Origin of the sequence: Streptomyces sp. NPDC093252 (assembly GCF_040683675.1) — a bacterium.
In the GTDB taxonomy this organism is placed as follows: Bacteria; Actinomycetota; Actinomycetes; order Streptomycetales; family Streptomycetaceae; genus Streptomyces.
The window spans coordinates 253,213-275,499 of record NZ_JBFBEM010000005.1; the positions used below are offsets into that span (position 1 = coordinate 253,213).

The 22,287-nt window shown below is 71.9% G+C and carries 25 protein-coding genes; 9 read left to right on the forward strand and 16 right to left on the reverse strand.

Going from position 1 to position 22,287, the window contains the following annotated elements; genetic code table 11:
* Positions 1-228 precede the first annotated feature (228 nt).
* The 5 genes from AB0O01_RS12625 to tsaB all read right to left on the reverse strand — a co-directional run bounded on the left by AB0O01_RS12625 (position 229) and on the right by tsaB (position 3,681).
* A complete protein-coding gene (locus AB0O01_RS12625; protein WP_365312785.1) occupies positions 229-984 on the reverse strand; it encodes a DUF2071 domain-containing protein in 756 nt (251 codons plus the stop codon).
* Positions 971-1,237, reverse strand: coding sequence for a hypothetical protein (locus AB0O01_RS12630; protein ID WP_365313128.1), 267 nt, complete (start codon positions 1,235-1,237; stop codon positions 971-973). The genes AB0O01_RS12625 and AB0O01_RS12630 overlap by 14 nt, the downstream gene beginning before the upstream one ends.
* Before the next feature lie 14 nt (positions 1,238-1,251).
* Positions 1,252-2,349: a tRNA (adenosine(37)-N6)-threonylcarbamoyltransferase complex transferase subunit TsaD gene (tsaD, locus tag AB0O01_RS12635; RefSeq protein ID WP_365312786.1), complete on the reverse strand. Its 1,098-nt coding sequence runs from the start codon at positions 2,347-2,349 to the stop codon at positions 1,252-1,254.
* Positions 2,342-2,959 carry a ribosomal protein S18-alanine N-acetyltransferase gene (gene rimI / locus AB0O01_RS12640; protein WP_365313130.1) on the reverse strand — a complete coding sequence of 206 codons (618 nt, stop codon included), beginning with the start codon at positions 2,957-2,959 and terminating at the stop codon, positions 2,342-2,344. The genes tsaD and rimI overlap by 8 nt, the downstream gene beginning before the upstream one ends.
* A 68-nt stretch (positions 2,960-3,027) precedes the next feature.
* The gene (gene tsaB, locus AB0O01_RS12645; protein WP_365312787.1) at positions 3,028-3,681 is read right to left on the reverse strand and encodes a tRNA (adenosine(37)-N6)-threonylcarbamoyltransferase complex dimerization subunit type 1 TsaB; all 654 of its coding nucleotides are present in this window, start codon (positions 3,679-3,681) and stop codon (positions 3,028-3,030) included.
* Between the two features lie 147 nt (positions 3,682-3,828).
* On the opposite strand from tsaB, the gene AB0O01_RS12650 reads away from it, so the two are divergent.
* Positions 3,829-4,377 carry a hypothetical protein gene (locus AB0O01_RS12650; RefSeq protein WP_365312789.1) on the forward strand — a complete coding sequence of 183 codons (549 nt, stop codon included), beginning with the start codon at positions 3,829-3,831 and terminating at the stop codon, positions 4,375-4,377.
* A 21-nt stretch (positions 4,378-4,398) separates the two neighbouring features.
* On the opposite strand, the gene AB0O01_RS12655 is transcribed toward AB0O01_RS12650, so the two are convergent.
* The 9 genes from AB0O01_RS12655 to AB0O01_RS12695 form a co-directional block, all read right to left on the reverse strand.
* Positions 4,399-4,608, reverse strand: a complete 210-nt coding sequence (locus tag AB0O01_RS12655) for a hypothetical protein (RefSeq protein ID WP_365312790.1) — start codon at positions 4,606-4,608, stop codon at positions 4,399-4,401.
* A 346-nt stretch (positions 4,609-4,954) separates the two neighbouring features.
* Positions 4,955-5,401 (reverse strand): tRNA (adenosine(37)-N6)-threonylcarbamoyltransferase complex ATPase subunit type 1 TsaE, encoded by a 447-nt coding sequence (gene tsaE, locus AB0O01_RS12660; protein ID WP_365313132.1) that lies wholly within the window; start codon positions 5,399-5,401, stop codon positions 4,955-4,957.
* Positions 5,402-5,537: 136 nt separating this feature from the next.
* Entirely contained in the window at positions 5,538-6,749 is a 1,212-nt protein-coding gene (locus AB0O01_RS12665; RefSeq protein ID WP_365312791.1) for an alpha/beta hydrolase, read from the reverse strand.
* A complete protein-coding gene (gene alr, locus AB0O01_RS12670; protein WP_365312793.1) occupies positions 6,746-7,924 on the reverse strand; it encodes an alanine racemase in 1,179 nt (392 codons plus the stop codon). Before alr ends, AB0O01_RS12665 begins: the two co-directional genes overlap by 4 nt.
* 168 nt (positions 7,925-8,092) lie before the next feature.
* Positions 8,093-9,556, reverse strand: a complete 1,464-nt coding sequence (locus AB0O01_RS12675) for an NAD(P)H-hydrate dehydratase (RefSeq protein ID WP_365312794.1) — start codon at positions 9,554-9,556, stop codon at positions 8,093-8,095.
* 206 nt (positions 9,557-9,762) lie between these two features.
* Entirely contained in the window at positions 9,763-10,134 is a 372-nt protein-coding gene (locus AB0O01_RS12680) for a holo-ACP synthase (RefSeq protein ID WP_365312795.1), read from the reverse strand.
* Between the two features lie 9 nt (positions 10,135-10,143).
* Positions 10,144-10,521: a hypothetical protein gene (locus AB0O01_RS12685; RefSeq protein ID WP_365312796.1), complete on the reverse strand. Its 378-nt coding sequence runs from the start codon at positions 10,519-10,521 to the stop codon at positions 10,144-10,146.
* 37 nt (positions 10,522-10,558) lie between these two features.
* Complete coding sequence (locus AB0O01_RS12690) at positions 10,559-11,455, reverse strand: hypothetical protein (RefSeq protein WP_365312797.1); 897 nt, start codon at positions 11,453-11,455, stop codon at positions 10,559-10,561.
* Positions 11,456-11,534: 79 nt separating this feature from the next.
* Entirely contained in the window at positions 11,535-11,957 is a 423-nt protein-coding gene (locus AB0O01_RS12695; RefSeq protein WP_365312799.1) for an ATP-binding protein, read from the reverse strand.
* 237 nt (positions 11,958-12,194) lie between these two features.
* Here AB0O01_RS12695 and AB0O01_RS12700 point away from each other — a divergent pair, with 237 nt between their 5' ends.
* Genes AB0O01_RS12700 through AB0O01_RS12720 form a run of 5 tightly spaced genes read left to right on the forward strand, consistent with a single transcriptional unit; the run spans position 12,195 to position 13,935 of the window.
* Complete coding sequence (locus tag AB0O01_RS12700; protein ID WP_365312801.1) at positions 12,195-13,046, forward strand: helix-turn-helix transcriptional regulator; 852 nt, start codon at positions 12,195-12,197, stop codon at positions 13,044-13,046.
* Between the two features lie 8 nt (positions 13,047-13,054).
* The gene (locus tag AB0O01_RS12705) at positions 13,055-13,264 is read left to right on the forward strand and encodes a DUF397 domain-containing protein (protein WP_365312802.1); all 210 of its coding nucleotides are present in this window, start codon (positions 13,055-13,057) and stop codon (positions 13,262-13,264) included.
* Positions 13,261-13,476, forward strand: coding sequence for a DUF397 domain-containing protein (locus AB0O01_RS12710; protein ID WP_365312803.1), 216 nt, complete (start codon positions 13,261-13,263; stop codon positions 13,474-13,476). Before AB0O01_RS12705 ends, AB0O01_RS12710 begins: the two co-directional genes overlap by 4 nt.
* 10 nt (positions 13,477-13,486) lie before the next feature.
* The gene (locus AB0O01_RS12715; RefSeq protein ID WP_365312804.1) at positions 13,487-13,708 is read left to right on the forward strand and encodes a DUF397 domain-containing protein; all 222 of its coding nucleotides are present in this window, start codon (positions 13,487-13,489) and stop codon (positions 13,706-13,708) included.
* Positions 13,705-13,935, forward strand: coding sequence for a DUF397 domain-containing protein (locus AB0O01_RS12720; protein ID WP_365312805.1), 231 nt, complete (start codon positions 13,705-13,707; stop codon positions 13,933-13,935). Before AB0O01_RS12715 ends, AB0O01_RS12720 begins: the two co-directional genes overlap by 4 nt.
* A 323-nt stretch (positions 13,936-14,258) precedes the next feature.
* Here AB0O01_RS12720 and glmS read toward each other — a convergent pair whose 3' ends face one another.
* The gene (gene glmS, locus AB0O01_RS12725) at positions 14,259-16,106 is read right to left on the reverse strand and encodes a glutamine--fructose-6-phosphate transaminase (isomerizing) (protein WP_365312807.1); all 1,848 of its coding nucleotides are present in this window, start codon (positions 16,104-16,106) and stop codon (positions 14,259-14,261) included.
* Between the two features lie 944 nt (positions 16,107-17,050).
* Here glmS and coaA point away from each other — a divergent pair.
* The 3 genes from coaA (at position 17,051) to AB0O01_RS12740 (ending at position 20,793) form a co-directional block, all read left to right on the forward strand.
* Entirely contained in the window at positions 17,051-18,121 is a 1,071-nt protein-coding gene (coaA, locus tag AB0O01_RS12730; RefSeq protein ID WP_365312808.1) for a type I pantothenate kinase, read from the forward strand.
* 36 nt (positions 18,122-18,157) lie between these two features.
* The gene (locus AB0O01_RS12735; RefSeq protein ID WP_365313134.1) at positions 18,158-19,114 is read left to right on the forward strand and encodes a DUF389 domain-containing protein; all 957 of its coding nucleotides are present in this window, start codon (positions 18,158-18,160) and stop codon (positions 19,112-19,114) included.
* A 203-nt stretch (positions 19,115-19,317) separates the two neighbouring features.
* Positions 19,318-20,793, forward strand: coding sequence for an FG-GAP and VCBS repeat-containing protein (locus AB0O01_RS12740; protein WP_365312809.1), 1,476 nt, complete (start codon positions 19,318-19,320; stop codon positions 20,791-20,793).
* A 118-nt stretch (positions 20,794-20,911) separates the two neighbouring features.
* Here AB0O01_RS12740 and glmM read toward each other — a convergent pair whose 3' ends face one another.
* Positions 20,912-22,270 (reverse strand): phosphoglucosamine mutase, encoded by a 1,359-nt coding sequence (gene glmM, locus AB0O01_RS12745; protein ID WP_365312810.1) that lies wholly within the window; start codon positions 22,268-22,270, stop codon positions 20,912-20,914.
* Positions 22,271-22,287: the final 17 nt, after the last annotated feature.

The following is a 22,287-nucleotide window of genomic DNA, read 5'->3' on the forward strand; positions in this document are numbered from 1 at the left end:
CCTTCCTACGCGCCCGGACCCGAGCACCGCAAGAAACCGCGCGGAGCCGTGCGCGGGCGGGCTGCGGGCGTACGGAATCGTGCGCGGGCGGGCTATCGGATACCGGGTACCGGCTCCCGCCTTCGTGCTTCCGGCTTCCGGCCACCGGCTTCGCGCTACCGGTTCGCGGCTACCGCCTTCGTGCTCCCGGCTCCCGGCTCCCGGCTCCGCCCAGCGGCGTGGGAATGCCTACGGTGTCGGAATTCCCGCCGGGCGCAGCCCCGGCCGGCCCAGACGTACCGGTACGCCCGGTGAGTACAGGACGCTGACCGGTGGGCCCTGCGGTGCCGGGAGACCGGCCGCCTCGATCAGGTTCTCCTCGCAGGTGAGCAGTTCCGCCCGGTACAGCGGCCAGCGGGGATGGTCGTTGGGGAGGTAGGCGGCGCCGTTGAAGAAGGCGTTGTGCATGCCCCAGCGGGCGGTGAGGAAGTGTTCGAGGGCGGTCGGGTCGGCGATCCGTTCCCCGCGCCGCACCGCGATCCGGCAGGACGCCCCGCGCGGGCCCGGCCACCGCCGCGCGCTCGCGTACCGGACGACGTCCCCCTCGGTCCGGACCGTCATCCGCGACCAGAGGTACGGCAGCCGGAACAGGCCCCGGCCCATCGCCACCGGGATCAGCCGTGCCGCGTCCATCGAGCGGAACACGACCCCCCGGCGGCCCTGTCCGTCGACCGAGTACAGCCGGACGTTCGTCTCCGGGAAGCTGCCCAGATACGGCACCCCCGGCAGCCGGAACCAGCCCACCCGGTGCATCCGGAACGCGACCAGTCCGACGTAGGTGACCCCGTCGTGGGTGTCCGGCGCCGTCCCGGGCGGCAGCAGCGGGGCCACGGCCGCCGGGTCCACCGCCCAGTGCACAAAGGCCAGATCGAGCCACTGCTGGGTGAGCAGCGGCAGCCGTATGACCCCCGGGGCGTCCGGGGTCACCTCCTCAGGAGCGGTCATGCGGCCGACCGTACTCCACACCCGCCGACTCGAAACGCCACCGGTGCACGGTACGGGTCACCAACTCGCCGTCCGGTTCCGGCAGTTCGGGGAGTACCGCGTCGTACGGGGCGTCCCACCAGGTCACCACCAGCACCCGGTCCTGGGGGGCGGCGAACGTCTCCCGGCGCAGCGGCTCCCCGTCGAGGGGCTGCGCCCGCGCCCACGCCAGCAGCTCCGCGCCCCGCCCCGGCACCGCCCGCGCCTCCCACATCAGCGCCACGGTCGTCACGAGTACAGGTTCTCCTTGCTGACCTCGTGCACATGGTCGTGGCTGTGGGTGTGGCCGGGGACGTGCGGGTCGGTGACCGGGAGGGAGGAGTCCGCGGAGAGGTCCCAGTCCGAGGCCGCCCGGTTGCGGGCCACCATCTCCGCGCCGAGCGCCGCGACCATCGCCCCGTTGTCCGTGCACAGCTTGGGGCGGGGGACGCGCAGTTGGATGCCGGCCGCCTCGCAGCGCTGCTGGGCCAGCGCCCGCAGCCGGGAGTTGGCGGCCACGCCCCCGCCGATCATCAGATGCTCCACGCCCTCGTCCTTGCAGGCCCGGACCGCCTTGCGGGTGAGGACATCGACCACGGCCTCCTGGAAGGACGCCGATACATCCCGTACCGGCACCTCCTCCCCCGCCGCCCGCTTCGCCTCGATCCAGCGGGCCACGGCGGTCTTCAGCCCGGAGAAGGAGAAGTCGTACGCAGGGTCGCGCGGGCCGGTCAGTCCGCGCGGGAAGGCGATGGCGTCCGGGTCGCCCTCGCGGGCGTAGCGGTCGATGACCGGGCCGCCGGGGAAACCGAGGTTGAGCACCCGGGCGATCTTGTCGAACGCCTCGCCCGCCGCGTCGTCGATGGTCGCGCCGAGCGGGCGGACGTCGGAGGTGATGTCCGAGGAGAGCAGCAGGGAGGAGTGGCCGCCGCTGACCAGCAGGGCCATGGTGGGCTCCGGGAGCGGCCCGTGCTCCAGTTGGTCGACGCAGATGTGCGAGGCGAGGTGGTTGACGCCGTAGAGCGGCTTGCCGAGCGCGTACGCGTACGCCTTGGCCGCCGACACCCCGACCAGCAGCGCCCCGGCGAGGCCGGGACCGGCGGTCACCGCGATGCCGTCGAGGTCCCTGGCGGTGACCCCGGCGTCCTTCAGGGCCCGCTGGATCGTCGGGACCATGGCCTCCAGGTGGGCGCGGGAGGCGACCTCGGGGACGACCCCGCCGAAGCGGGCGTGCTCGTCGACGCTGGAGGCGACGGCGTCGGCGAGGAGGGTGGTGCCGCGCACGATGCCGACGCCGGTCTCGTCGCAGGAGGTCTCGATTCCCAGGACCAGGGGTTCGTCAGCCATCGTTGTCCTCGTTGTTCTGGTGGTTCTGGTTGCTCTGTTCGTTCCTGTCGCTCTTGTCGTTCTTTTCGTTCTCGTTCTTCTGGTTGCTCTCGCTGTTCTCGGCTTCTCGCTCGGCGGTTCCCGACGGGGCCGCACTGCTGTCCGGTGGGGCGCCGTGCAGGGAGCGGGCCGGGTCGTTGAGCCGCATCACCAGCGCGTCCACGTTCCCCGGCTGGTAGTAGCCGCGCCGGAAGCCGATCGGCTCGAAGCCGAAGCGCTCGTACAGCTTCTGGGCGCGGGTGTTGTCGACCCGGCATTCGAGCATCACCTCGGTGCACTCGAACGAGGTCGCGGCCCGCAGCAGCTCGGTCAGCAGCCGGGCGCCGAGCCCGCTGCCCCACAGGTCCCGGGCGACGGCGATGGTCTGGACGTCGGCCTGCTCACCGGCGCAGACCAGTCCGGCGTATCCGACCACCCGGCCGTCGCCGTCCTCGGCGACCAGATAGCGGCGGGTCGCCTCCGGCCCGCGCGCGTGCGCCAGCTCGGACCAGAACATCCCGCGCGACCAGGCGTCCTCGGGGAAGACCGCCTTCTCAAGATCCAGCACGGGGTCGATGTCCCACCAGCGCATCTCGCGCAGCCGGGGGCCCTCGGCGGTGTCGGCCACGTCGGTCACTTCGGTCGCTCCGGTCGCTCCGGTCACTTCGGTGTGACCACCTTGTAGTTCTTGGGGACCTGCGCGTCCGGGCGGCGCAGATACAGCGGGCGGGGCGCGGGCAGTTCCTCGCCCGCCGCGAGCCGCTCGGCGGCCAGCGCGGCGAGGGCGGCGGCGCTGACGTGCTCCGGCTCGTGCGCGGCCGGGAAGGTCTCCGGGTAGAGCAGGGCGCCCGCGCCGACCGCGGGGACCCCGGCGACCTGCTCGGCGATGTCGGCGGGGCGGTCGACGGACGGGCCGGTCAGCCGGGTGCGGGAATCGGCGTACCGGGCCCAGTAGACCTCCTTGCGGCGGGCGTCGGTCGCCACCACGAAGGGGCCGGGCAGATCGGCGGCGTAGGCGAGGCCGTCGAGGGTGCACACGCCGTGCACGGGGACGCCGAGGGCGAGTCCGAAGGTGTCGGCGGTCATCAGCCCGACCCGCAGCCCGGTGTACGGACCGGGGCCGGTCCCGGCGACGATCGCGGTGACGGCGTCGAGTCCGAGCCCCGCCTCGGCCAGGACCCGGTCCACGGCCGGCAGCAGCAGCTCGCCGTGGCGGCGGGCGTCGACCTGGCTGGACGAGGCGATGACGTCCGTGCCGTCGTGCAGGGCGACGGTGACGGCGGGGGTGGCGGTATCCAGAGCGAGCAAGAGCACGCGAACAGCGTACGGCGAGCGCGAGGCGCGCACTGCCGCCCGGGTCGGCGGCCCGGTGGCTGTTACGGTCGCCGGGAGGCGCGGGCCCGGCACCCGGGAGCGCGCGCCGCACAGGTGCTACCCGGTACGACGCGGAGGTGGGCGACGGTGACAGGCAGCAGCTCGGGAATCGTGGTCGGGCTCACCGCGGCGGCCCTGGGGACGGTCGGGGTGCTCGCCTTCCAGGCGTCCGCGAGCGCCCCCGCCCGGCTGCCCGGCGCCCAGGCGTCCACCCCGGCCGACGCGCCCAGGGCCCCGCGCGACAAGCGGCACCCGGCGGCGCTGCCGGGCGGCAGCGGGCGCGGGGAGCGGGTGGTGTACTCGCTGGACGACGACCGGGTGTGGCTGGTGGCCCCCGGCGAGCGGGTCACCCGGACGTTCATGGTCACCCCGTCGATGGTCGATCCGGAGCCCGGCTCCTACGCCGTCACCTCCCGCTCCAACCGGGCCGTCGGCTCCGACGGGGCCCCCATCGAGCACGTGGTGCGCTTCACCTCGGTGGAGGGGGTCACCATCGGGTTCAGCTCGGCGGTCGACGGGACGACACCGGTCCCCGACCCGGCGCTGCGCACCGGGGGCATCCGGGAGACGAAGGAGGACGGGGACGTGCTGTGGGAGTTCGCGACGATCGGGGCGAAGGTGGTCGTGATCCGCTGAGTTACCGATCATCGATGGGCGTCAGGCGGCCCGGGAGGGCGGCGGGGCCGAGGGGCGGAGGGGCCTGGCGGCCGGGTTGACCTGGTCGGGCTCGGGCTCGGTCCAGGGCGGGGGCGGCGGGGTGGAGATCAGCTCCGCCGCCGCGCAGGACGCGAGCAGCTCGCGCATGGACACCGCTGCGACGGCCCGGGGCCTCGGCTGGGGCTGCGGGGTGGGTTCCGTGGCCGGCATGGACGCCTCCTGGGGTTCGGGGGCGGGCGGGGAGCGCGGGCCGGTTCACCGGGGCGGCCGATCCACTCAGTGAGGCGACCGACCTACGGGTTAGGTGAACCTAACTACGCTCGGGATACCATGTGACCACGGGGAACGGGGCGAACGCAATATCTTGCCGACGGCTTGTCGGAAAGTACGCCGGGGTGGTGGCGCCCCCGGCGGCTGGCGATGTATCGGCGGGGGCGGGGTCGATGTACCGGCGGAGGCGGAGCGGCGTATCGGCGGAGGCGGAGCGGCGTATCGGCGGAGCGGCGCTACGGGCTTCGGTCCGCCGCAGTGAGGCTCACCCGTCGGCTGAGGGCGCTCACCCCGCCAGCGACTCCAGGTCCGCCCCGTCCCAGCGCGGGCCGATCCCGGTCAGGGTGACCCGGCGTACCTCGTCCGTGGTGTCCCCGGCGGCGCGGTGGATCAGGAGCTGGAGCCGGTCCTCGGTCAGCTCCTCGACCTTGCCCTCGCCCCACTCCACCACCATCACCGACTCCGGCAGCGAGACATCGAGGTCGAGGTCCTCCATCTCGTCCAGCCCGCCGCCCAGCCGGTAGGCGTCGACATGGACCAGCGGCGGCCCGTCGCCGAGCGAGGGATGCACCCGGGCGATCACGAACGTCGGCGAGGTGACCGCGCCGCGCACACCGAGCCCCTCGCCCAGTCCCCGGGTGAGGGTGGTCTTGCCCGCGCCCAGCTCGCCGGTCAGCATCACCAGGTCCCCGGCGCGCAGCAGGGCGGCGAGACCCCGGCCCAGGTCGAGCATCGCCTCGGGTGAGGTGACCGTCAGCTCGACGGAGTGCGCGGGGCGGCCCGCCGGGCCGGGGACGTCGGCAGGGTCGGCCGGGCCGGGGGGGTCGGCAGGGTCGGCTGGTGCGGCCGGGTCGGCCGGTTCAGCCGGTTCAGCCGGGTTGCGGGGTGCTGCTGCTTCCATAGCCACCCACCGTAGCCCCTGCCGGGACGGCCCCCGCCCGGGTCAGCAGGTCGGCGAGACGGTCGGTGACCAGCTCGGGGTGTTCGAGCATCACCAGGTGCCCGGCGTCCGGGACGAGGACGAGTTCGGCGTCGGGCAGCCGGTCGGCGATGGCCTCGCTGTGCTCGCTGGGGGTGATGAGGTCCTTGACCCCGGCCAGCACCAGTACCGGCAGATCGGTGAAGTGGGCGAGGGCCTCGCTCTTGTCGTGCTCGGTGAACGCCGGGTAGAACTCGGCGACGACATCGATCGGGGTGGCCTCGATCATCCGCTCGGCGAACCGGGCCACGGCCGGGTCGATGTCCCGGGAGGCGAACGAGTACCGCTTGATGATCCCCGCGAAGAGATCGGCGGTGGCGCGCCGCCCCCGCTCCACCAGCTCGGCCTGCTGCCCCAGCGCCCTGAGCACCCCGGGGAGCACCCGCCGCACGGCGTTGACCCCGGCGACCGGGAGCCCGAAGCTCACCTCGCCGAGCCGCCCGGCGGAGGTCCCGACCAGCGCCACGGCGACGACCCGGTCCCTGATGAACTCGGGGAACTGCGCGGCGAGCGCCATCACCGTCATCCCGCCCATGGAGTGCCCGACCAGCACGATCGGCCCCTCGGGCGCGGCGGCGTCGACCACGGCCTTCAGATCCCGGCCGAGCTGATCGATGCTGACCGGCTCCGCCCGCTCGCTCTGCGCGACCCCGCGCGCGGAGCGTCCATGGCTGCGCTGATCCCAGTAGACGGCCCGGACGACCCCGCGCAGGGCGGCCCGCTGGAAGTGCCAGGAGTCCTGGTTGAGGCAGTAGCCATGGCTGAAGACGACGGTCACGGGCGCGGGCGCCTTCCGCCCGAAGAGCCGACGCCGCCGCTGCCCCCCGTCCCCTTTCCTTTCCTCCTCCTTCTCGACTTCCTCGACCTCGTAGTACAGCTCGGTGCCGTCGTCGGCGCGGGCGGTGCCCGGGGTGCCGCGCAGCGCGCCGTAGGGCCCGGCCGAGTCGAGGGCGAGGCGCGCCTTCTGCCGTATGCCCCGCCCGACGGTCATCCGCTCTATCGCGACCCCGGCCGCCGCGCCCGCCGCGAGGACGCCTATGGCGGCCCCGGCGATGCCGGTCGCCTTGCGCCAGTTGGTCCCGGCGCCGCCGCTCTCGCTCACGAACCGCCTCCGCCCCGCCCGCCCAGATGGACCCGCGGCACCCGGGTCCCGATCCGGGTGACGATCTCGTACGCGATGGTCCCCGCCGCCTGGGCCCAGTCCTCGGCGGTGGGCTCGCCGCGGTCGCCGGGGCCGAAGAGGACGGCCTCGGCACCGGGCGGGGGTTCGTCGCCGCCGAGGTCGACCACGAACTGGTCCATGGCGATCCGCCCGGCGACGGTCCGCCACTTGCCGCCGACGAGGACGGGGCCGGTGCCGGAGGCGTGCCGGGGGATGCCGTCGGCGTAGCCGACGGGGACGAGGCCGAGGGTGGTCGCGCCGGGGGTGGTGTAGTGGTGGCCGTAGCTGACGCCGTGTCCGCCCGGCACCTGCTTGACCAGGGCGACGGACGCCGTCAGCGTCATCACCGGCCGGAGCCCGAAGTCGGCGGGGGTGCCGATCTCGGGGCTGGGGGAGATGCCGTAGACGGCGATTCCGCTGCGGACGAGGTCGAAGTGGGCCTCGGGGAGGGTGAGGGTGGCCGGGGAGTTGGCGATGTGCCGGACCTCGGGGGTGACGCCCTTGCCCTCCGCCTCGGCGAGCATCGCGCGGAAGCGGGTGAGCTGGGCGGCGATGGAGGGGTGGCCGGGTTCGTCGGCGCAGGCGAAGTGGGACCAGAGCCCGGTGATCCGGACGAGCCCGGCGCGCTCCGCGCGCAGCGCGGCGTCCACCAGCGCGGCCCAGTCGTCGCCGGGCTGGCAGCCGCCCCGGCCGAGCCCGGTGTCGGCCTTGAGCTGGACGCGGGCGGGTGTCCCGGCCTCCCGGACGGCGGCGAGCAGCTCCTCCAGCGCCCACATCCCGCTGACCGATACGTCGATATCGGCCTCGACGGCTGCCTTCCAGGGCCCGCCGGGGGTCCAGAGCCAGCACATGATCCGCCCCGGCAGCCCGGCGGCGCGCAGCGCCAGCGCCTCTTCGGGGGTGGCGGTCCCGAGCCAGGTCGCCCCCGCGTCGAGCGCGGCACGGGCGCAGGGCACGGCCCCGTGCCCATAGGCGTCCGACTTGACGACGGCCATCAGCTCCGCCCCGGGCGCGGTCCTTCTGAGGGCCCGAACGTTGGCGCGGAGCGCGGCGAGATCGATGTCGGCGCGGGCACGGGAGCTGACCGGGGCGGCGTTCTCAGTGGTGACTGTCATGACGGGTCCAGTGTCGCAGAGGGCGCGGAGGGGGTGCGGAGGGCAGGGGAGGGGGCGGGGGCGCGGAGGGGGCGGAGGGGGCTGCCGGGCAGGGGAGGGCGGGGTGGCCGGGGAGGTTGGGGAAGTTGGGGTCGCCGGGGAGGCCGTGGTGGCCGGGGAGGCCGCCTCTCACTCCCATGCGTCCCGTGCATCCCGTACGTCCCGTACGTCCCGCCAGGCGTCCGGGATCGCCTCGGCCACGTCGTGGGCTCCGGCCGGTGCCCCGTCGGCCGCGAACCGCCCGGCCAATCCGTGCAGATAGGCGGCGACGCTGCCCGCGTCCCGGGCGTCGAGCCCGGCCGCCAGCAGCGACCCGGCGAGCCCCGAGAGCACGTCCCCGCTCCCGGCGGTGGCGAGCCAGCCGGTGCCGGTGGAGTTGACGCGTACGGCGGTGCCGCCGGGGTCGGCGACGAGGGTGGTGGACCCTTTGAGCAGCACGGTCGCCGCGTACGCGTCCGCCAGTTCCCGTACGGCGGCGAGCCGCGCCCCTTCGACCTCCTCCCGCGCCACGCCGAGCAGGGCGGCGGCCTCTCCGGCGTGCGGGGTCATGAGGGTGGGCGCCGTCCGCGCCCGTACGGCGTTCCGGTCGGCGAGCCGGAGCCCGTCGGCGTCGATGAGCACCGGCACGTCCTCCCCGACGACCTCCGCGACCACCCCGGCCTCCTCCCCCACGCCGGGCCCGACGACCCAGGACTGCACCCGCCCGGCGTGCGAGGGCCCGCGATCGGAGACCAGAGTCTCGGGAAAGCGCGCGATGACGGCATCGGCCGCGGGCCCGACGTACCGCACGGCCCCGGCCCCGCCCCGCAGCGCACCCGCGATCGCGAGGACGGCGGCCCCCGGATAGCGCCCCGACCCGGCGGCGACCCCGACGACCCCCCGCCCGTACTTGTCGCTCTCGGCACCGGGGAGCGGGAGCAGCGCCCGCACATCGGAGTGCTGGAGCGCCTCAAGGGCGGGGGGTTCGGGCAGGGACGGTGTGAGCCCGATGTCGATGAGCCGCACGGATCCGGCGTACTCCCTGGCCGGGTCGATCAGCAGCCCGGGTTTGTGGGTCCCGAAGGTGACGGTGAGATCGGCACGGACGGCACTGCCGCGCACCTCGCCGGTATCGGCGTCGACGCCGCTCGGCAGATCGACGGCGACGACCGCGCCCCGCGACCGGGCGGCGGCCTCGGCGAGCGGCACGGCGGCGTCCCGCAGTCCGCCCTTCCCGCCGATCCCGACGATGCCGTCCACGACGAGGTGGGCGCGCTCGATGACCGGGACCGCGTCACCGGGGGCGACGATCCGCCCCCCGGCGCCCCGAAACGCGGCAAGCCCACGTTGGTGAACCCGTCCGGCCGACAGCAGCACAGCGTCCACCCCGGCCCCACGCCGAGCGAGCCGCGCCCCGGCGTACAGCGCGTCACCCCCGTTGTCCCCACTGCCGACGAGCAGCACGACCCGGCTGCCGTACACCCGCCCGAGGAACTCGGCGCAGGCGGCGGCCAGCCCGGCGGCGGCGCGCTGCATGAGGGCGCCCTCGGGCACCCGCGCCATCAACTCCCGCTCGGCGGCCCGGACGGTCTCGACGCTGTAGGCGGTACGCATGGGTACGAGTCTCTCGTGAAGGCGGGACCACTGCACGGCACGCCGGTCATCCCTCGGCAACGGGGCCGTGCGTCACCGACCGGTGGTCACCGCTCCGCGACGGGGCTGCGGGTCACCGGCCGATGGTCACCCCTCGGCGACAGAGCTGCGCGCCGCCAGCCGGTGGTCACCGCTCCGCGACGGGGCTGCGGGTCTCCGACCAGCGGTCACCCCTCGGCGATGACGACGGCTGACGCCACCCCGGCGTCATGGCTGAGCGACACATGCCATGACGTCACTCCGAGCGCGGCGGCCCTGGCGGCGACGGTGCCGGTGACCCGCACCCGGGGCTGCCCGGTCTCCTCGACCCACACCTCGGCGTCGGTCCAGTGCAGGCCGGCGGGCGCGCCGAGCGCCTTGGCGAGGGCCTCTTTGGCGGCGAACCGCGCCGCGAGGGAGGCGACACCGCGCCGCTCGCCGCTGGGCAGGAGGAGTTCGCTCGCCAGGAACAGCCGGTCCGCCAGCCCCGGAGTCCGCTCCAGGGACGCGGCGAACCGGTCGATCTCGGCTACGTCGATGCCGACTCCGATGATGGTCACGGGGGAACTTTACGAGTCGGCGAAGAGGTCCTGGGCGCGCTCGCCCGTCAGGGAACGCTCCAGCCACGTCATGGCGAGGTCGGAGTCAGCGCAGGTGACGATGCGCTCAAGGGCTGTGTCGGGGACGGGAATACCGCGTGCGTCCAGGACCAGGAGGACGCACCTGGTCATTCCTTTGGCCTCGGCGCCGGCCCTTGCTTCGGCAAGACCGTCGGCCTTGCCCTCCAGGTACGCCCTCTCCCGGAACGACCAACCCGGTTCCTCGGCCTCGGCTCTGACTCTGCCTTCGGCGCTGGCCCCGGCGTCGGCGAGCCCGTCGGCTCTGCCCTCTAGGTACGCCGTCTCCCGAAGCGTCCCACGACCGGGGAAGTAACTGACGAAACCCATGATGCGACTCCGCTTCTCTCCGGTTCGGGGTGTCGCCCTACTCGTCGGCGAACAGATCCTCGGCGCGCTCGACCGTCCGGGAACGCTCCATCCAGAGGCCCATGAGGTCGAGATCGGTGCAGGTGGTGATCCGCTCGCGGGCAGCGTCAGGGACCGCGATGCCGCGTACGTCCAGGGCAAGAAGGATGCCTTTGGCGCGTCCCCTGGCCTCGCCTTCGGCCTTGCCCTCCAGGTACGCCCGCTCTCGGACGGTCCCCCTGCCGGGGAAGTAGCTGACGAACGTCATGATGCGACTCCATTCCTCTCCGGAGGGGGTGTCCCCCAGAGTGATCTCAAGAAACTCGAAGAAGTAGCTGGCACTGCCGGGGTCGGTTTCCAGGAGCTGCTGGAGGGCTTTGGCGATTGCCTCCAGTATGGCCAGACCTTCCCGTCCGCGAGCGTGTGCCAGCGCGGACAGCACGGCCAGCGCTGGCTTCTTCAGCGCCGTCCTGGGATCGGTGATGATGGGCAGATTGTGTGGGCCCACGACCAGGGGAGTCGTCCGCTGAGTCGTCCACCCCGCCGTCCCGCAATCGAAGGGACCTGTCGCCCACTTCGCGGTCGCCAGGTCCTGGCACACCACGACCAGCAGCACAGGCAGACCGAACTTCGACTGCAAGTACGAGACGTAGTACGCCCAGCTCGCGGACTTGGCCTCCTTCTTGTCACTCTGGGCCTCGATGGCGAGCAGGAAGTCCTCGCCGTCGGACGGACCGACGCGTAACACGGTGTCCACGCGGCGTTCGAGTGGGCGCGTTTCCGTCACGTCGGTGGTCATGGCGTCGACCGTCACCTTCGGAGACAGCGGGACTCCGAGCACCTTGAACACGGGCCCCAGAACTTCGGGCCGCTCCTGAAAGATCCTGTGCATGCCTTCATGGGCTGAAGTGACCATGTGACCACCTTTGCGGTGTACGGGGCTGAAGATCCAGCCGAGCCGGGTATGTTCACTCGTTCGAGTCTCGGAAAAACGTTCACGCCGCCGAACTCACCTGACACCACACGAACTTGCCGGGATCGCCGCCCCCGGTGAGCCATCCCCAGCGGTCGGAGTAGGCCCGGACGAGCTCCAGCCCACGCCCGTCCTCCAACTCGGCCAGCCGGTCCAGATCCAGCACGCAGCGCGGTTCGGGCGGCGCGGGGTCGGTGTCCCAGGCCCCGATCCACAACACTCCGGCGGACCAGCTCAGCCGGAGGGCGGCGGGCCCCTTGGTGTGCCGCACAGCGTTCGACACCAACTCGGCGGCGAGCAGCTCCGCGAGATCCACGAGGCCGATCAGCCCATGGATGGTGAGGATGAGCCGGAGGGTGCGGCGGCAGACGGTGACGGCACGGAGGTCGTTGGGGATGCTGAGCGAGTACTCCCAGGACTCGGACTCGTTCTCGCTTTCGGGCATGGGGCAGCTCCGTTTTTGGGTGGGGGGGTGGCTTCACCGGACGCGGTCGGTGTCATCGCCGCGTGAGCCCTCCGGGCAGGGCAGGGCATAGCGGTGCACTTCCGACATCTCCGGGAATTCATGGAGTGTGCGTTCCATCACTGACGGTAGAGCTTAGATTTAAGGCAACGCAAGTCCATCGCGTAACCTCACCCCGAACGAGCCGCGTCCGCAGGCGCGTTGGATCAAGGAGCAGTCATGGGCGCCAAGCGCAAACCAACAGCACGTCAGATGCGATTGGCGACCGAACTCCGCAGACTGAGGGAAGCGGCTGGCCTCAGCGCCCGCGAGACAGCAGCGCAACTTGGCGTCAATTCGGTGCAGATCAGCCAGATCGAGTTGGGCACCACCGGTGTGAGCGAGCAGCGCTTGCGCCGCATGGCCACCATCTACGGCTGCGCGGACAACGACCTGATCGACGCCCTGGTGAGCATGGCGACGGACCGCACATCGGGCTGGTGGGAAGCGGACCGAGGTCTGGTAGACACAGAGTTCTTGGATCTGGCCGAGTTGGAGGACCGCGCGAGATACCGGTGGGACATGGAAATCCTCCACATCCCCGGGCTACTCCAGACGGAAGCCTATGCTCATGCCCTCTTCTCCTACATCAACCCGACGTTTTCCGAGGATGTCGTTGAGCACTGGGTGCAGCACCGCATGAAGCGCCGCACCATCATCGAGCGGGCCGCTCCAACCCCCTACGAGGCAATCATCCACGAAGCGGCATTGCGGATCAGAGTCAGCGATCGCCCAACCGCACGGTTCCAGCTCACGCGCATCCTGGAGCTTGCCGAGGCCGCCCACATCACCGTGCGGGTCATCCCGTTTGATCTAGACGGCTTCGGCGGGGCCGGAAGTGCCATGAGTTACGCGGGTGGCCCCGTCCCCCAGCTTGACACCGTCGTCCGCGATACCCCCTACAAGGCAGGCTTCATTGACGACGAAGAACAACTAAAGCATTTCCGAACACTCTTCCGTAGGCTTCAGGATGCATCACTCGATCCTCGTCAGTCCCAGGACTTCATCCACACGCTGGCAAAGGAACTTTGAGGCACACCATGACCGCACTGGACATTTGGCAGAAGTCTTCTTACTCCGGCGGCGGCTCAGGCAACGCCTGCGTAGAGATCGCCCACCGCACCACCCACACCGCAATCCGCGATTCAAAGATCCCGGCTGAAGCGATACTCACCTTCCCGACCGGGAGCTTCACCACCTTCATCGACGCCCTCAAACCGACCGCCGACTTCGCGAGGCTCGACACGTGACTCATCCACCGCGAGCAACCCCCTGGCGCAAGTCCTCCTACTCAGGCGGCGGCCAAGGAGATGCCTGCGTGGAAGTGGCGAACCACAGTGGACACATGGCCGTCCGCGACTCGAAGACCCCGGCCGGAGTCATCCTCATCTTCCCCACCGCAGCCTTCGCCGCCTTCGTCGGAGCCTTGAAGGAGATCGACGGCAACCCCTCAGACATGTGAAGGGCAGGACATGAGCGATTCGGAAACCTGGCGCAAGTCCTCTTACACCGGCGGCGGTCAAGGCAACGCCTGCGTCGAGATCGCCGCCCGCACTGCCCACATCGCGATCCGCGACTCAAAGGTCCCAACCGGAGCGATACTCGCCTTCCCCACCGGGAGCTTCACCACCTTCATCGACGCCCTCAAGCCCGCCGCACCCCCCACCACCACCTTCGCAAGGCTCGACACATGACCCCGCCACCAAAAGCAACCCTCTGGCGGAAGTCCTCCTACTCAGGCGGCAGCGCGGGCAACGCCTGCGTCGAGATCTCGGAACGCACCGCTCACATCTCGATCCGCGACTCAAAAACGCCAGCCGGAGCCATACTCACCTTCCCCACCAGCATCTTCGCCGCCTTCATCGGCACCCTCAAGCCCTCACCCCCTACCCACCCAAACAGTCATCACCCACGCTCGTAGACTCACCCCGTGGCATTCACAAGCACCCCCCACCACTGCTTCCTGTGATCGGAAGGCACCGAGGGTGACGCCGGACGGCGTCGCCCTCCTCGGCGTGCCTGCTGCCGCGTGAACCACCTCCCCGGCGCTGCCCCCCCTTCCCGAGGCAGTCACGCCCTGAGCCGGGACGGACTCCTCTCCAACCAGTTCACCGTCCCCGGCCCAGGCCGCGACACCGGCTCCGTCACCATCACCGTCTCCGTGCTCGCCACCGCCTACCGGCCCCGCCGACCATGACCAAGCACCCTCCCCCTACCCACTCCCCCCGGCAAACCGGCGGAGCCCTACTCCACAGTCACCGACTTCGCCAGATTCCGAGGCTGATCCACTTCGTTCCCCCGCGCCGTGGCCAGCTCACAGGCGAACACCTGCAACGGCACCGCCGCCACCACCGGCTGCAACAGCACCGGTGTCGCCGGGATCCGGATGAGGTGGTCGGCGTACGGGGCCACCACCTCGTCCCCCTCCTCCGCGATCACGATCGTCCGCGCACCCCGCGCCCGGATCTCCTGGATGTTGGAGACGATCTTGTCGTGGAGGACGGAACGGCCACGCGGGGACGGGACCACGACCACCACCGGCACGCCCTCCTCGATCAGCGCGATCGGGCCGTGCTTCAGCTCCCCCGCCGCGAAGCCCTCGGCGTGCATGTACGCCAGTTCCTTGAGCTTCAGGGCGCCCTCCAGGGCGACCGGGTAGCCCACGTGCCGGCCCAGGAACAGCACCGTGTTCCGGTGGGCCAGCGTGCGCGCCAGTTCCCGTACCGGCTCCATCGTCTCCAGGACCCGTTCCACCGCGCCGGAGATGCCGGAGAGGTCGCGGATCACGCCCCGGACCTCGTCGCCCCAGGTCGAGCCCCGGGCCTGGCCCAGGTAGAGGGCGACGAGATAACAGGCGACCAATTGGGTGAGGAAGGCTTTCGTCGACGCCACGGCGACTTCCGGACCGGCGTGCGTGTACAGCACCGCGTCCGATTCCCGGGGGATGGTGGAGCCGTTCGTATTGCAGATTGCCAGCACCTTCGAACCCTGTTCCCGGGCGTGCCGTACCGCCATCAGGGTGTCCATCGTCTCCCCGGACTGCGAGATCGCGATGACCAACGACCGCGCGCCGAGAATCGGATCCCGGTAACGGAATTCGCTGGCCAGCTCCACCTCGCAGGGAATGCGCGTCCAGTGCTCGATGGCGTATTTCGCGATGAGCCCGGCATGGAACGCCGTACCGCAGGCCACGATGACGACCTTGTCGATCTCCCGGAGTTCCGAGGGCGGAATACGGACCTCGTCCAGGGTCAGGGAGCCCTCGGCGTCGATCCGGCCCAGCAGCGTGTCCGCCACCGCCTTCGGCTGCTCGGCGATCTCCTTGAGCATGAAGTAGTCGTAACCGCCCTTCTCGGCGGCGGAGGCGTCCCAGTCGATGTGGTAGGCCCTGACCTCCGCCGGACGGCCGTCGAAGCCGGTCACCCGCACCCCGTCCCGGCGCAGCTCCACCACCTGGTCCTGGCCCAGCTCGATCGCCGACCGGGTGTGCGCGATGAACGCGGCGACATCGGACGCGAGGAAGGACTCCCCCGTCCCGACCCCGACCACCAGCGGGGAGTTCCGCCGTGCCCCCACCACCACGTCCGGCGCGTCCGCGTGCACCGCCACCAGCGTGAACGCCCCCTCCAGCCGGGCGCACACCAGCCGCATCGCCTCCGCCAGATCCGCGCAGGACGAGAACTCCTCGGCGAGGAGGTGGGCGACCACTTCCGTGTCGGTCTCGGAGGTCAGGGCGTGGCCCCGGGCGGACAATTCGGCGCGCAGCGCGGCGAAATTCTCGATGATTCCGTTGTGGACGACCGCCACCCGCCCGGCATTGTCGAGATGCGGGTGCGCGTTCCCGTCCGTCGGGCCGCCGTGCGTCGCCCACCGGGTGTGCCCGATTCCGGTCGCCCCGCTCGGCAGCGGCCGCTCGGCGAGTTCCTTCTCCAGGTTCACCAGTTTCCCGGCCCTTTTCGCCCCGGCCAGCCCGCCGTCCGCGAGAACCGCGACGCCCGCCGAGTCATATCCCCGGTATTCGAGCCGCTTGAGACCGGCCATGACGACATCCAGAGCCGATTGCGGCCCCACGTATCCCACAATTCCGCACATACCCCGCAGCCTACGATCGACACCCCTCACCAAAGGGCCACACCGTGCCCGAAATCGGAAATTCCCACGGTGGTACGAATGCGCCCGCGCGGACCCGGGCCACCCCGCAGCCCCGGCCGACCCCTCGGGGGGCCTGGGGCCCGCCCGCGCAGCCCCGGGCCACCCCGTCGGGCCCCGGGCCCGCCCCACAGCCCTGGGCCAACCCCGCAACCCCGGCCGACCTCCTGGGGGCCTGGGGCCCGCCCCGCAGCCCCGGGGCCCGGAGCCCGCCCCCACAGACCCAGGCCACCCCCGCAACCCCGAGTGACCCCCGGGGGGCCTGGTGGCCCGCCCCCGCAGACCCAGGCCACCCCTTGGGCCCCGGGGCCCGCCCCGCAGACCCAGGCCAACCGCTGCCGACCTGGGCTACCTCTGACGACCTGGGGCCCGCCCCCGCAACCCCGCCCCCCTTCGCAGACCTGGGCCACCCCTGAGGACCCGAACCCACCCCCGCAACCCCAAACCACCCCCCACAGACCCCGGCCACCCCCGCAAACCCGGCCCACCCCTCAACCCCAGCCCACCCCAGAGCGCCACCGCCGCGCCCCGAGGCCCGCCCCACAGACCCGGGCCAACCCCGCAACCCCGGCCACCCCCCCCAGGGGGCCTGGGGCCCACCCCGCAACCCCGCCCGCCTTCGCAGACCCCGGCCACCCCTGGGAACCCGGGGCCACCCCGCAACCCCACACCACCCCCGGGGGACCGGGGGCCCACTCCCGCAAACCCGGCCCACCCCTCAACCCCAGCCCACCCCGGAGGGCCACCCCCGGGCCCCAGGGCCCACCCCCGCAACCCCGGGCCAACCCCGGGGGCCCCGGCCGCCCACCCCCGCAAACCCAGACCCCCGTAAGACACGTGACACACCCCACCCCACCCCCACCGTCAAACTCCCGTAACAATGGACTGTGATCTCTCCGGCCTCCTCGACCCCGTCGACCCCCTCGGCCCAGTCGACCCGGTCGACCCCCTCGGCCCAGTCGCCCCCGTCGACCCAGTCGCCCCCCTCGGCCCCCCGGAGCCCCCACCGGACCCGCCCGGAGGCGACCCCCTTCGTCGACCTCACCCGCGCCGAGTGGAGCGCCCTGCGGGACAAGACGCCGCTCCCCCTCTCCGCCGAGGAGGTCGAGCGGCTGCGCGGGCTCGGGGATGTCATCGACCTCGACGAGGTCCGGGACATCTACCTCCCGCTCTCCCGGCTGCTCAATCTCTACGTCGGCGCCACCGACGGACTGCGCGGCGCGCTCAACACCTTCCTCGGCGAGCAGGGCTCCCAGTCCGGCACCCCGTTCGTGATAGGCGTCGCGGGGTCGGTCGCGGTCGGGAAGTCCACCGTCGCCCGGCTCCTTCAGGCCCTGCTCTCCCGCTGGCCCGAGCACCCGCGCGTGGAGCGGGTCACCACGGACGGCTTCCTGCTGCCCACCAAGGAGCTGGAGGCGCGCGGGCTCATGGCGCGGAAAGGTTTCCCCGAGTCCTACGACCGCCGCGCCCTGACCCGGTTCGTCGCCGACATCAAGGCCGGCAAGGACGAGGTCACCGCCCCCGTCTACTCCCACCTCAAGTACGACATCGTCCCCGGCGAGAAGCTCGTCGTCCGCCGCCCGGACATTCTGATCGTCGAAGGGCTCAACGTCCTCCAGCCCGCCCTGCCCGGCACCGACGGCCGCACCCGCGTCGGTCTCGCCGACTACTTCGACTTCAGTGTGTACGTCGACGCCCGGCCCGAGGACATCGAGCGCTGGTACCTCAACCGCTTCCGGAAGCTGCGCGCCACCGCCTTCCAGAACCCGTCCTCCTACTTCCGCAAGTACACCCAGGTCTCGGAGGACGAGGCACTCGACTACGCCCGCACCACCTGGCGGACCGTCAACAAGGTCAATCTGATCGAGAACGTGGCCCCCACCCGGGGCCGCGCCACCCTCATCATCCGCAAGGGCGCCGACCACAAGGTGCAGCGGCTCAGCCTGCGGAAGCTCTGAGCACGTCGGCGAGGCGCCTGTTAGAAAGGCGTCATGCTGCTGCATCTGCGCCTGATCACCCCGGCCGACCGGACGGCCGACGTGGTCCGACTGATCGAGAACACCGTCGGCACCACCCATCTCGTCGTGATGGAGGGCGCGGCCCGCAACCCGCGCGGCGATGTCGTGATGTGCGATGTCGCCCGTGAGGCCGGTGACGAACTGCTCACCGGCCTCCAGGACCTCGGCATCGAGGACACCGGCTCGATCTCCGTCGAGAACATCGATCTGTCGCTGTCCAAGCGCGGCGCGAAGGCGGAGAAGGAGGCGCCCGGCGAGGCCGCCGACGCCGTGCTGTGGGAGCACCTCACCGACGCCACCCACGAGGAGTCCACCCTCTCCGTCACCTATCTCGCGTTCATCACGCTGGCCACGATGATCGCGGCCTGCGGTGTGGTGCTGGACAACGCGATCCTGATCGTGGGCGCGATGGCGGTGGGCCCGGAGTTCGGGCCGCTGGCCGGGATCTCGACCTCGATCGTGCAGCGCAAGCCCCGGCTGGCCGCCCGCTCCCTGATCGCCCTGCTGGTCGGCTTCGCGGTGGCGATGGTGGTGACGGTCGGCTTCAGTGTGTTCATGGACGCCGTCGGGCTGTTCACCCGGGAGCAGTTGGAGGGCGAGCGGCCCCAGACCGGGTTCGTGTACGCCCCGGACTGGTTCTCGTTCGTCGTCGCCGTGCTGGCTGGTGCCGCCGGCACCCTCTCCCTCACCTCCGCCAAGTCCGGCGCCCTGGTCGGCGTCGCCATCTCCGTCACCACCATCCCGGCCGCCGCCAACGCCGCCGTCGCCTTCGCCTACGGCGACCCCGCCCAGACCTGGGGCTCCACCGAACAGCTCCTCCTCAACCTCCTCGGCATCCTGCTCGCCGGTACCGCGACCCTGCTGGCCCAGAAGTGGCTCTGGTCCCGCACCCGGGCGGCGAGCGGCACCAAGACCGCCCGGCGGCGCTCCTGACGGACCCTCAAGGGCCGCCCGTCCAGAAGAAATCCGCTGTCCCGTACAACCCTTGAGGCCCCATGCTGGTCTCCTGTTCGCCGACCGCACCATGAGCCCCAGGAGCACTCACGGGTAACTCCGGGTGCACATGTCCGTCGCGGTCCGCACTCCATCCTTCGCGGGCGCCCGCCAGGCGTCCCCGCATGCAGCAGGAGAACCGCATGCACCAGAGACCCAGACTCGCCCTCGCCACCGCCACCGCCGTGGCCGCTGCCCTGACGGGCGGTCTGTTCACCTTCGCGGCCGGTCCGGCCACCGCCGCGGACTCCACCCATGTACCGGGTGCCGACTTCAACAAGGACGGCAGGGCCGACCTCGCCACCTCCGCCCAGGCCGCCCACGTCTCCGGCAAGAAGGAGGCCGGGCAGGTCGTCGTCCTGTACGGCACCGGCACCGGCGTCACCGGCGGCAAGCGCACCGTCATCAGCCAGAACACCACCGGCGTCCCCGGCTCCGCCGAGACCGGCGACGCCTTCGGCACCCGCACCGCCTACGCCGACTTCAACGGCGACGGCTACGACGACCTCGTCGTGGGCACCCCCGGCGAGGACATGGGCACCGACAAGGACGGCGGCACCCTCATCCTCCTGTGGGGCTCCGCCGCCGGGCTCACCGGCAAGGGCGCCACCATCGCCGACCCCTCCCCCGGCTCCCACGACCGCTGGGGCGACACGCTCGCCGCGGGCGACTTCGACGGCGACGGCCGCGCCGACCTCGCCGTCGGCACCACCTCCACGACCGTGCACATCCTGAAGGGCGGCTTCTCCTCCTCCGGCACCCCGGGCAAGGGCCGCTCCACCCTCAAGCCGCCCCTGATGGCCGGCATCGGCCGCGGCCCGCTCAACCTCACCGCGGGCGATGTCACCGGCGACCGCATCACCGACCTGGTCGTCGACGGCTTCGAGGCGGGCAGCGACCAGGGCTGGAACCGCAACTTCTTCTTCCCCGGCTCCTCCAGCGGCCTGCACACCAACACCTGGCAGCGGACCAAGGCCGGCATCGTCACCGCGATCGGCGACATCAACCGCGACGGCTTCGGCGACCTCGTCAGCGGCGCCATCTGGGAGGCCGCCGACGGCTACACCCACCCCGAGACCAGCGCCAAGGGCGGCACGGTCTGGGTGACGTACGGCTCGCAGCACGGCCCCGGCAGCTCCACCGCCATCACCCAGGACACGGCGGGCATCCCCAGCGTCTCGGAGACCCAGGACCGCTTCGGCCACGAACTCGACCTCGGCGACATCAACGGCGACGGCTATCTCGACCTGGCCATCGGCACCGTCCTGGAGAACATCGGCGACGACACCGACACCGGCATGGTCACCGTCCTGTACGGCGGCCCGAGCGGTCTGCGCACCTCCGGCGGCCAGTCCTTCACCCAGGACACGGCCGGAGTCCCCGGCACCAACGAGGACGACGACCGCTTCGGCATGGACGTCAAGCTCGACGACGTCACCGGAGACCGCCGGGCAGACCTGATCGTGGGCTCCGGCGAGGACAACAGCGACGGCGCGGTGACCTACCTCCCGTCCAACGGCTCTCGGATCACGACGACCGGCTCCCGCGCGATCTCCGCGTCCGCCGCCGGCCTCTCCACCGCGGGGACACCGTTCTTCGGCGCCAACTTCGCCGACTGACACCGACCGCCATCACACAGCAGCGGTCCGCGGCCACCCCGGCCGCGGACCGCTCACCACCTACCGCTCACCACTGCTCACCGCTCAGCACACACCCACCCCACGCGGCGACGGGCGACTACCCCAGCGCCGACTTCACCGCATCCGCCAGCCGCCCCGCCACCGACCGGGCCTGCTCGATGTCCTGCGCCTCCACCATCACCCGCACCAGCGGCTCGGTCCCCGACGGCCGCAGCAGGACCCGCCCGCTGCTGCCCAGCTCCCGCTCCGCCTCGGCGACCGCCGCCGCCACGTCCCCCGACGACGACACCCGCGACCGGTCCACATCGGGCACATTGACGAGCACCTGCGGCAGCCGCTCCATCACCTTCGCCAGCTCCCGCAGCGACACCCCGCTCTGCGCGACCCGCGCCGCCAGCATCAGCCCGGTCAGCGTGCCGTCACCGGTGGTGGCGTGGTCGAGGATGATGACATGCCCGGACTGCTCGCCACCGAGGGCGTACCCGTGCTCCTTCATCTCCTCCAGGACGTACCGGTCGCCGACCGCGGTCTGCACCACGGCGATGCCCTCGCGCTCCATGGCCAGCTTGAAGCCCAGATTGGACATCACGGTCGCGACCACGGTGTCCGCCCGCAGCGCGCCCCGCTCCCGCAGGGCCAGCGCCAGCACGGCGAGGATCTGGTCGCCGTCGATCTCGGCGCCGGTGTGGTCCACGGCGAGGGAGCGGTCGGCGTCCCCGTCATGGGCGATGCCGAGGTCGGCGCCGTGCTCGATGACGGCGGCGCGGAGCTGGTCGAGGTGGGTGGAGCCGCAGCCGTCGTTGATGTTGAGGCCGTCCGGTTCGGCACCCAGGGTGACGACCTCGGCACCGGCCCGCGAGAACGCCTCCGGCGACACCCGGGCCGCCGCGCCGTGCGCCTCGTCCAGGACGATCTTCAGCCCGTCGAGGCGGTTCGGCAGGACGCCGATCAGATGGGCGACGTACTGGTCGAAGCCCTCCACGTACTCCCGGACCCGGCCGACGCCCGCGCCGGTCGGACGGTCCCAGGGGGCGCCGGTGCGGTGCTCCTCGTAGACGGACTCGATCCGGTTCTCGATCTCGTCGGGGAGTTTGTGGCCGCCGCGGGCGAAGAACTTGACCCCGTTGTCGGGCATGGCGTTGTGGCTGGCGGAGAGCATGACGCCCAGGTCGGCGCCGAGCGCGCCGGTGAGATAGGCGACCGCCGGGGTGGGCAGCACCCCCACCCGCAGCACATCCACGCCCGCGCTGGCCAGCCCCGCGACCACCGCGGCCTCCAGGAACTCCCCGGACGCGCGCGGATCCCGCCCCACCACGGCCGTCGGCCGATGGCCCGCGAAGGTGCCCGCCTCGGCGAGTACATGGGCCGCCGCGACCGACAGCCCGAGCGCCAGCTCGGCCGTCAGATCCGCGTTGGCGACACCGCGTACGCCGTCCGTCCCGAAGAGCCGTCCCACGTGTCCTCCTGAGGAAG